This is a genomic window from Gemmatimonadota bacterium, assembly GCA_009838845.1.
Taxonomy (GTDB): domain Bacteria; phylum Latescibacterota; class UBA2968; order UBA2968; family UBA2968; genus VXRD01.
The window spans coordinates 1-7280 of record VXRD01000144.1 but is presented as its reverse complement, the minus strand read 5'-3'; the positions used below and the strand labels follow the sequence as shown (position 1 = coordinate 7280).

8 protein-coding genes are annotated in these 7280 nt (G+C 51.3%); 4 read left to right on the top strand and 4 right to left on the bottom strand.

The features are described from left to right. Window positions 1-159: 159 nt before the first annotated feature. Window positions 160-1068, bottom strand: coding sequence for a hypothetical protein (locus F4Y39_20395; GenBank protein ID MYC16092.1), 909 nt, complete (start codon window positions 1066-1068; stop codon window positions 160-162). Between the two features lie 451 nt (window positions 1069-1519). On the opposite strand from F4Y39_20395, the gene F4Y39_20390 reads away from it, so the two are divergent. Next, window positions 1520-1813, top strand: coding sequence for a hypothetical protein (locus F4Y39_20390; protein ID MYC16091.1), 294 nt, complete (start codon window positions 1520-1522; stop codon window positions 1811-1813). 125 nt (window positions 1814-1938) lie between these two features. On the opposite strand, the gene F4Y39_20385 is transcribed toward F4Y39_20390, so the two are convergent. Both F4Y39_20385 and F4Y39_20380 read right to left on the bottom strand, forming a co-directional pair. Continuing rightward, window positions 1939-2688 carry a phytanoyl-CoA dioxygenase family protein gene (locus F4Y39_20385; GenBank protein MYC16090.1) on the bottom strand — a complete coding sequence of 250 codons (750 nt, stop codon included), beginning with the start codon at window positions 2686-2688 and terminating at the stop codon, window positions 1939-1941. Between the two features lies 1 nt (window position 2689). After that, the gene (locus F4Y39_20380) at window positions 2690-4048 is read right to left on the bottom strand and encodes a sulfatase (protein MYC16089.1); all 1359 of its coding nucleotides are present in this window, start codon (window positions 4046-4048) and stop codon (window positions 2690-2692) included. Window positions 4049-4150: 102 nt separating this feature from the next. Here F4Y39_20380 and F4Y39_20375 point away from each other — a divergent pair, with 102 nt between their 5' ends. From F4Y39_20375 to F4Y39_20365, 3 genes are read left to right on the top strand one after another with little or no spacing between them, the layout of a single operon-like run. Beyond that, on the top strand, window positions 4151-4624 hold the full coding sequence (locus F4Y39_20375) for a hypothetical protein (protein ID MYC16088.1): 474 nt from the start codon (window positions 4151-4153) through the stop codon (window positions 4622-4624). Next, window positions 4625-5290, top strand: a complete 666-nt coding sequence (locus F4Y39_20370; GenBank protein ID MYC16087.1) for an alpha/beta hydrolase — start codon at window positions 4625-4627, stop codon at window positions 5288-5290. After that, a complete protein-coding gene (locus F4Y39_20365) occupies window positions 5275-6081 on the top strand; it encodes a hypothetical protein (protein ID MYC16086.1) in 807 nt (268 codons plus the stop codon). The genes F4Y39_20370 and F4Y39_20365 overlap by 16 nt, the downstream gene beginning before the upstream one ends. A gap of 17 nt (window positions 6082-6098) precedes the next feature. On the opposite strand, the gene F4Y39_20360 is transcribed toward F4Y39_20365, so the two are convergent. After that, entirely contained in the window at window positions 6099-7070 is a 972-nt protein-coding gene (locus F4Y39_20360; GenBank protein MYC16085.1) for an NUDIX domain-containing protein, read from the bottom strand. Between the last annotated feature and the right edge of the window lie 210 nt (window positions 7071-7280).

The following is a 7280-nucleotide window of genomic DNA, read 5'->3' as shown; positions in this document are numbered from 1 at the left end:
CCATGACCACTTCCTATTTTTATATCTGTATGAAAAAAATTATATAACATCTTTCAAAGGTGAGCGTCTCACAGAAAGTATAAATATCTGAGTTTTTGGGGTCAAGAGGTAAGATGTTACGCGGTGTCCCTGTATCTCGTCAGGTTTATGGAAATCACGTTACGCATCTAATACGCGCTGAAATGCGTCGAGATCGGGCACCTGTACCGCCGTACGGAGCAACAGCTTGAGGCGTTGTAAATCGTCAATGGCGGCAATGCGAGTGGATAGGGGGTGTGTCTCGGGCATATCAAATCGGATCTCCAGCACGTCGAGGAGATCTTCAATGGCGCGTTGCCTGACCCCCTGCTCAAGGCCCTGCTCTCTGGCTTCCTCTCTGCTTTGTTGGGTAAGGGATTGAAAAAGAGATGATTCGCGGATGATATCCATGATGTCCTCCTGAAAAATAACAGCAGAAATGGCTTCAGAATCATACACTAACTCGCTCAAGGCCACCATGCCAGCGAGATAATCCGCCCTATATGACCGAGCGATGGGGCGCGTCCGAGCCGTGTGAATACACTGATGCAACCACGCATCAGAGGCCATCCCGTCAGGTGGCTTCATCAATGGCGTGAATGGGATCAGCCCTGAATGTCCCGTGCTCAGGATGGGTTGGCCTTCTATCTCGATCAGTCTGATCACGCGATACCGAATCGCGATTTCGTAGCCGGGAACCTCCTGGATGTAATATCCCAGATCGTTCTGTCCCGCATTGGGACGCAGGTAGATGACATTGGAATAGATCGGCAGACCGTGATGCTCAATGGCGTATCCGATATAGCCCGCCATGCGACGCGGCATGGGTGGATTGGTGCTGTCGGTCGTTTGAAACTCGTTGTGGACTAATGCCTCCTGACCATCGATACGCACGCGAATGAAGCTGTCTGCCCGGCGTGCCCTGACCGTGGGTTGCTCTGTTTCGATGATCTCAATGACCTCGACATCGTCTCGCGCGAGGGCGAAGCAGGCGAAGTGGTCGGGATAGTGTTGAATCAGGTATTTGGATATAGTGTCAATGTCTGCCATGTAAGATGCCTCGCGTCTGATGGGGTGAAAGCGTGGGACACGCGCAACAGTCAGACACAAAGCAAATGGCAGGCCAAAAAATGGTAATTCTCCAGAAATTGAGCGATAATTTGTATTGGCAGACATCTAAACACCGCATTTTGCTTTAAATATGCTGTATTGCACACTTGTTCACAACCTGAATTTAATCCGCAGGCATGTCCTTGTGAAAACAGGGAAGGGCACAGATGAAAGGCGAGAGGGTACATTTTGAGCCATGAATGGGCAGTCAGGTGAAAGATATGTACCGCTTGACCAGGTGGCTGCCGCGGTGGTTCTTGCGTAACGTGAGTTAGTAACTATTTACTTGTTGGCGCGAATCCTTTTTGTTTCCTGGTTGCTTCATTTCAGAAGTATGGTATCGTATTAAAGGTGGTCTATAAAGCCATTGCCAAATTTTTTAGGAGAAAAGATGACTGGTATTGACAAAGACGCCGATCGTAACCTCGAAAAACTCATTGATACCCTCTGCAAACTTCCCCCCGATGATTTGAAGGAAGTTAAGCGAAGGCTTGAAAAGCAACTCGAAGAATCCAATCATTCTCGGGAATCATTGGACGATCTGCATGAGGATGACTTGTGGGGATTGGATTTGAGCCGCGACACTGCGGATGATGCGGCCTCAATGAGGGAAGTGCTCAGAATCACTTCTAAGTTCAAAGGGTCTATGGCAAAGATTGTGAATGAAGAAAGAGACGAACGGTAATGGCGGTTTGTTTTTTTGATACGAGTGCCCTTTGAACGGCCAGGTTCACCAGCTAACCTGCTTTATTTTTTTCTCGCCTTTGGGTCAGGCGACTTTGGCAGAGCCTCTTATATCTTACCTCTTACCTATATCCGCCAGCGTTTCCAGAGGTCATCGGGTATTTCGTCTCGGAATGCCTCCTGGTCTTTGTGAGGGAGGCGGGCGAAAAGACCATAGCGGATGTTATTGCTGGTGTTTTGGGAGGTTTCGTGCAGGATGTTGCAGTGCCAGAAGATGACATCGCCTGCTTTTGCATGCAGTTCAACGGGTTGAATATCTTTGACCAGGTTGAGATATTCGGGGTGTTCTCTAAAGCTGTGGTTGAGGTGATTGGGGTGTTTGCGAAGAAATTCCCATGATTTGATATGGCTGCGCGGCCAGAAGACGGTGCCTCCGCCGCGCGGTTCCACGTCGTAGATATAGGTCGCCAATCCGAGGAGAAAAGGCATGGTGCGCCGTCTGCCGAGATAACCGTCGATGTGCCCGCGCTCTGGCAAGCACCATTCGCTTTTGGGTTCGGGCCAGAGCAGGCGCAGGTTGCCGTCTTCTCCGCAAAATTGCCCGCCGCCCATGTGATCGACAATGGCTTTGACTTTGGGCTGGTTGACGAGTTGTGTTTCTTTTGGCGAAAAGCGAAAGCCTCTCAATATGGTGATGTCTTCGCGGTGTTGTTGGGGCGGTCCTGCGGCGTTTTGTTGGGCGGGGTCAGAGAGATCGCCGAATTTGGCGCGAATTTGCGCGCGCCAATTGTCCAATACCGGGGGATCGATTAGATTGGGCACGAGGATATATCCCAATGCTTTGAACTGGGCGATCTGTTCGGGTGTAAGGGCCATATTAACCCCGTTCTTTGAGGTCGTAAATAGCGATCATATAGGGGTGGTCGCGGTCGAGATGCGTGAGGGTGTCGGGGTTTTCAACGCGGCCAGCGGGGCGGATGTTTTCGCCCGTTATACCCGCGGCATCGTCTCCGAGGTCTTTGCGACAGGCGTCAATTTGCGCTCTGAGATCCCGTACGATATCGGGGTGTTGATCACTGATGTCATTGGTCTCGCCGATGTCGGCTGCGAGGTCGTAGAGTTCCCGGATTTCCTGGTCGTCTTTGCGGATGTGGAGTTTCCATTTGCCGCTCCGCACGGCTTCGATGCTGTTGCGTTTGTAGTAAAAGAAGGATTCGTGTTGCGATGTCGCGCCTTTTTCTGCGAACATGAATGGGCGGATGTCTTTGCCATCGATGATGCGGTCGGTGGGCACTTCTGCACCGCCGAGAACTGCAAGTGTGGGGTAAAAGTCCATGGATAGCGTCAGTTCGCTGCACACTTCGCCTGCGGGTATTTTGCCGGGCCAGCGCATGAGGCACGGTACGCGTTGACCGCCTTCCCAGGTGGTGCCTTTTGTGGCGCGCAAAGGGCTGTTGCTGCCGCCTTCGTCGCGGGCGCGAGAGCCGTTGTCGCTGGTGAAGATGACGAGGGTGTCGTCGTCGAGTCCCAGAGTTTTGAGTTCGTCGAAGATGACGGCGGCTGCCCAGTCAATGCAGGCGACGGCCGCGCCATATACGCCGTTTTCCGATTCTCGGACAAAGGCTTCGGGGGGATAGTGGGGCAGATGGACATGCATGTGGGCGAGGTAGAGGAAGAAGGGCTGATCTTTGTTGTCGCGCATGAAGCGGACGCATTCTTCGACGTAGCGTTCGGTGATGCCACGCTGGTCGGGTTGTGCCTGGATGACTTCTTCGTCGCGCAATAAGGGCAGAGGTGGATTTTTGTCGTCTTCTTTTTGTATGCCCATGTCATTGCTATAGGGAATGCCGTAATAGCTGTCGAATCCGTGGCGGGTGGGCAGAAATTCTGGCTGGTCTCCGCAGTGCCATTTGCCGACTATTTTGGTGGCGTAGCCTTTGTTTTTGAGGAGTTCGGCGATGGTGATTTCGCTGGGGTTTAATCCCACACCCTGGCCGGGGAAGAGGACCCAGCGCCCGTCAAAAGAGCCAAAGCCAATGCGGGGGGGATAACAGCCCGTGAGCATGGCCCCTCGAGAGGGTGAACACACGGGAGATGCCATGTAGAAGTCGGTGAATTTGATGCCTTCTGCAGCCATTTTGTCTAGTGCTGGCGTTTTGTTGATTGTTGAGCCGTAACTGCCGAGGTCACCATAGCCGAGGTCGTCACAGTTGATCAAGATGATGTTGGGTTGCATGCGTCTCCTTTCGCGATATTTTAAAGAATTGGGCGATATAAACAAATTTTTATACTATACTTAGTTATATCATTTGGTGCAAGTTCTGAAAAGAGGTGGTGCATGATAAACAACCAACTGAAATTGAAAGTGATTTGTACCGAATTGCCCGGTACGCGTTTTGAAGATCCGTACGGTCACGATCCCGAGGTTAAAGAACCTGTTTATCTCGGCATACAGCATGGCAAAGAGGTTGTTGATCAGGTTCCTGCAGACCGTCGCGAAGTCGTATTTTATCCCGAGTTCAGGGTTGGCGAGAAACCCGATGGTTCACCCAATTTTTTGGGTCCTTATGCACAGGGCAGGCCCGCGGATCGCTTTTTTTATCTTTCCTGGGGGGTGGTGCGAGATTCCGGTGAGTTTGAGATGTTTCGGCGGCTCAAAATTCGCCTTGGGCATCTCGATTGGGCGCAGGTTAATCGGGCGCTGGAATCGGGCGATCCCATTGTTGTAAAGCTAAAGTTGACGGATGATCGCGGCGGTCCCCTTTGCGCTACGCCGCGGGCTTCTCATATTGCGTGGCAAAAGGAGACATAAATGGCTGTTGAACCGAAGGAGTTGAAATTTATTGCGACTGAGGAAAAGGGTGAGGTGTCGGCTTTGTATGCGCGACCGCGCGGGGCAAAGACATTGTTGGTGTTGGGTCACGGGTCGGGTACGAATATGCGGCATCTTTTTATGCAGGAACTGAGCGATGCGTTGAACGATGTGGGGATTGCGACTTTGCGCTTTAATTATCCCTATTCGGAGAGGGGCGGTGGTGGCATGGATGGGGAGAAGGTGCGGTTGGCAACTGTGCGTGGGGCTATAGAGATGGGGATGAAGCAGGCGCGTGGGTTGCCAGTTTTTGCCGGTGGACATTCGATGAGCGGGCGGATGGTTTCGATGGCTTGTGCGGAAGAACCTGTTGACGGGCTGAAGGGTATTGTGTTTTTCGCTTTTCCGCTGTATTCGAGCAAGCCAAATACAGAGCGCGCCGAGCATTTGAAGGATGTGCGCGTGCCGATGCTGTTTTTATCGGGTCAGCGGGATAAGATGGCGAATTTAGAACTGTTGCAACCGGTGGTGGGCAATCTGGAGAATGCGACGCTTCATGTGGTGGATACCGCGGATCACGGATTTAAAATTTTGAAGCGGCGAAATACCGATGAACCCGTGATGGAAGAATTGGCGCGGGTCGCAGGTGGATGGATGTCGGAGTAATGGAAAGCGTGCAGATGGATACACAGGGGCGCGTCATTTCTCTGTTCATGAAGACGGAGAAGGGACTGCCTTTGTCCAGACCGCGCGATGGTAAATTTTTGCTGCGCGCTCGTTTTGGCATTGCAGGTGATGCGAATGCAGGCGGTGTTGGTCCGCGGCAGGTGCTTTTGGTTGCTCTGGAGACTCTGCAGGCGTTCAAATTGCAGCCGGGTGATTTGCGGGAAAATGTCGTTGTTGCCGGGTTGCCGCTGGACGATTTGCCGTCGGGTTCGGTTTTGCAGTTCGGGGATTCCGCTACAGTTCGGTTGACGTATCATTGTGAGGTGTGCAAGTATATCGGGACGTTGGGCGTAAAACCGATTCAGTCATTGGAGAATCAGAGGGGGTTTTTGGCTGTGGTGTTGACCGGGGGTGTCGTTTGTGAAGGCGATCCGGTCAGGGTTTTGTCCAGGTGTTATGATCCCGTGCCTGATCAGACCTTGGATCGATTTTTGTGGGTTGTAAAACAGATTCCTTTTGGGAAGGTGATGACGTATAAACAGATTGTGGATGTTCTGGGGGTGTCGCGTTCGTATTACCGCGTGTTGCCTACGTATATGAAGCGCGTGGCGGGACAGACGTATCCCATGCATCGCATTTTGGATTCAAAAGGGTGTTTGACGCCGCATGTGGATAATCAGCGAGTGTTGCTGGCGTGCGAGGGTGTTGAGATTAATGCAGAAGAAGGAGACGGGACTGGATGGGTAGATGTGTCTGTCTTTGGGTGGGATATCAGTGGGATTTACTACTGAAAAAATCTCGAGGCTACTCATTTGAATAGTTCGGGAATATGTTCGGGTGTGACAAATGTGTTGAGTTCGTCGGAGAGGCTGTCGATTTCATCTGCTCCTATCCACTGGTAGTTGAAGGTGTAATCGGCGTCGGCGTCCTTTCCTGTGACAACATGAGACCATTGGTCGGGTGTGTTGCGCGGGGCGAGGAGTAGATAGTCATGCCGTTCGACATTGGATTGGATGTAGTATTTGTAATAGTGGTGAACGCCGAGTTTGCGAAGGATTTTTAAGCGTCCCAGGCCCGATTCTTCGTAGAGTTCGCGATACATAGCTTCTTCGGGTGTTTCTCCCGGGTCCAAATTCCCGCCGGGAAAACGCAGTGGAGGCGGGTTTTCAATACAAGGGGCATACCCCAAAAGAGCGAGGAGTTTGTACCCCGAATGATCTAGACGAAGGATGAGGGCAAAGGCTTTGTGTTTCCAGGGGGCTTCGGGTTTGGGGGTCAGGTCAACGGCGCATTCAAATGCAGCGCGATAGAGTTCCCGGTTGTTTGTGATATAATGGGTTTGTCGCGTTCGTTCAGGGCCAAATAGACCGCGTTCGCTCACTTCGTCGGTTTCGTTAAAATTTTCAAGTGTGTCAATATGTGCCCAGTAAAAGACCATGTAGGAATCGGGATAAGGGTAAGCATAATCATCGGGTTCGGGCCCGTCAATGTGCATGTGGATATGAGCAAAAATGTCTATCTGATTTAGACGGGCACCTGTTTCTTCATAGACTTCTCGACGGGCTGCACGATCAGGTGTTTCGCCAGATTCAATATGGCCGCCGGGCAGGTCCCAGCCGCGCGATTTGAGATGTGTCATGAGCAAGCGGTCTCCGTCAAATGCATATACAAATGTTGCGGTAATTAGTTCAACGGGTGGGAGTTTATCGGAGTACACAACGCGACACTGGTTGGGTTTTGGAAGAGATGGAACGTTTTGTTCTGTGCGGAGAATTTTCATGATTTGTCCTTAAAGTCAAATAATAGACTTTGAGCCATAAACCAATCTGTTAACATTTTTTTGATAGACTGGATTGCGGCTAAAACCCTGCCGCAATGACAACCGTCGTTCGTCATGCCTGCATGTTTTAAGCAGGCATCCAGTGGATTCAGGCAAGAAACTTATTTGAAATACCACTCAATATATGGACAGGTAAATACGGGTTTATGA

Excerpts from the sequence above, each read along its gene's own strand:
- F4Y39_20395 (MYC16092.1), bottom strand. The coding sequence starts at position 1,068 with ATGGCAGACATTGACACTATATCCAAATACCTGATTCAACACTATCCC.
- F4Y39_20390 (MYC16091.1), top strand. The coding sequence starts at position 1,520 with ATGACTGGTATTGACAAAGACGCCGATCGTAACCTCGAAAAACTCATT.
- F4Y39_20375 (MYC16088.1), top strand. The coding sequence starts at position 4,151 with ATGATAAACAACCAACTGAAATTGAAAGTGATTTGTACCGAATTGCCC.
- F4Y39_20380 (MYC16089.1), bottom strand. The coding sequence starts at position 4,048 with ATGCAACCCAACATCATCTTGATCAACTGTGACGACCTCGGCTATGGT.
- F4Y39_20365 (MYC16086.1), top strand. The coding sequence starts at position 5,275 with ATGGATGTCGGAGTAATGGAAAGCGTGCAGATGGATACACAGGGGCGC.
- F4Y39_20360 (MYC16085.1), bottom strand. The coding sequence starts at position 7,070 with ATGAAAATTCTCCGCACAGAACAAAACGTTCCATCTCTTCCAAAACCC.
- F4Y39_20370 (MYC16087.1), top strand. The coding sequence starts at position 4,625 with ATGGCTGTTGAACCGAAGGAGTTGAAATTTATTGCGACTGAGGAAAAG.
- F4Y39_20385 (MYC16090.1), bottom strand. The coding sequence starts at position 2,688 with ATGGCCCTTACACCCGAACAGATCGCCCAGTTCAAAGCATTGGGATAT.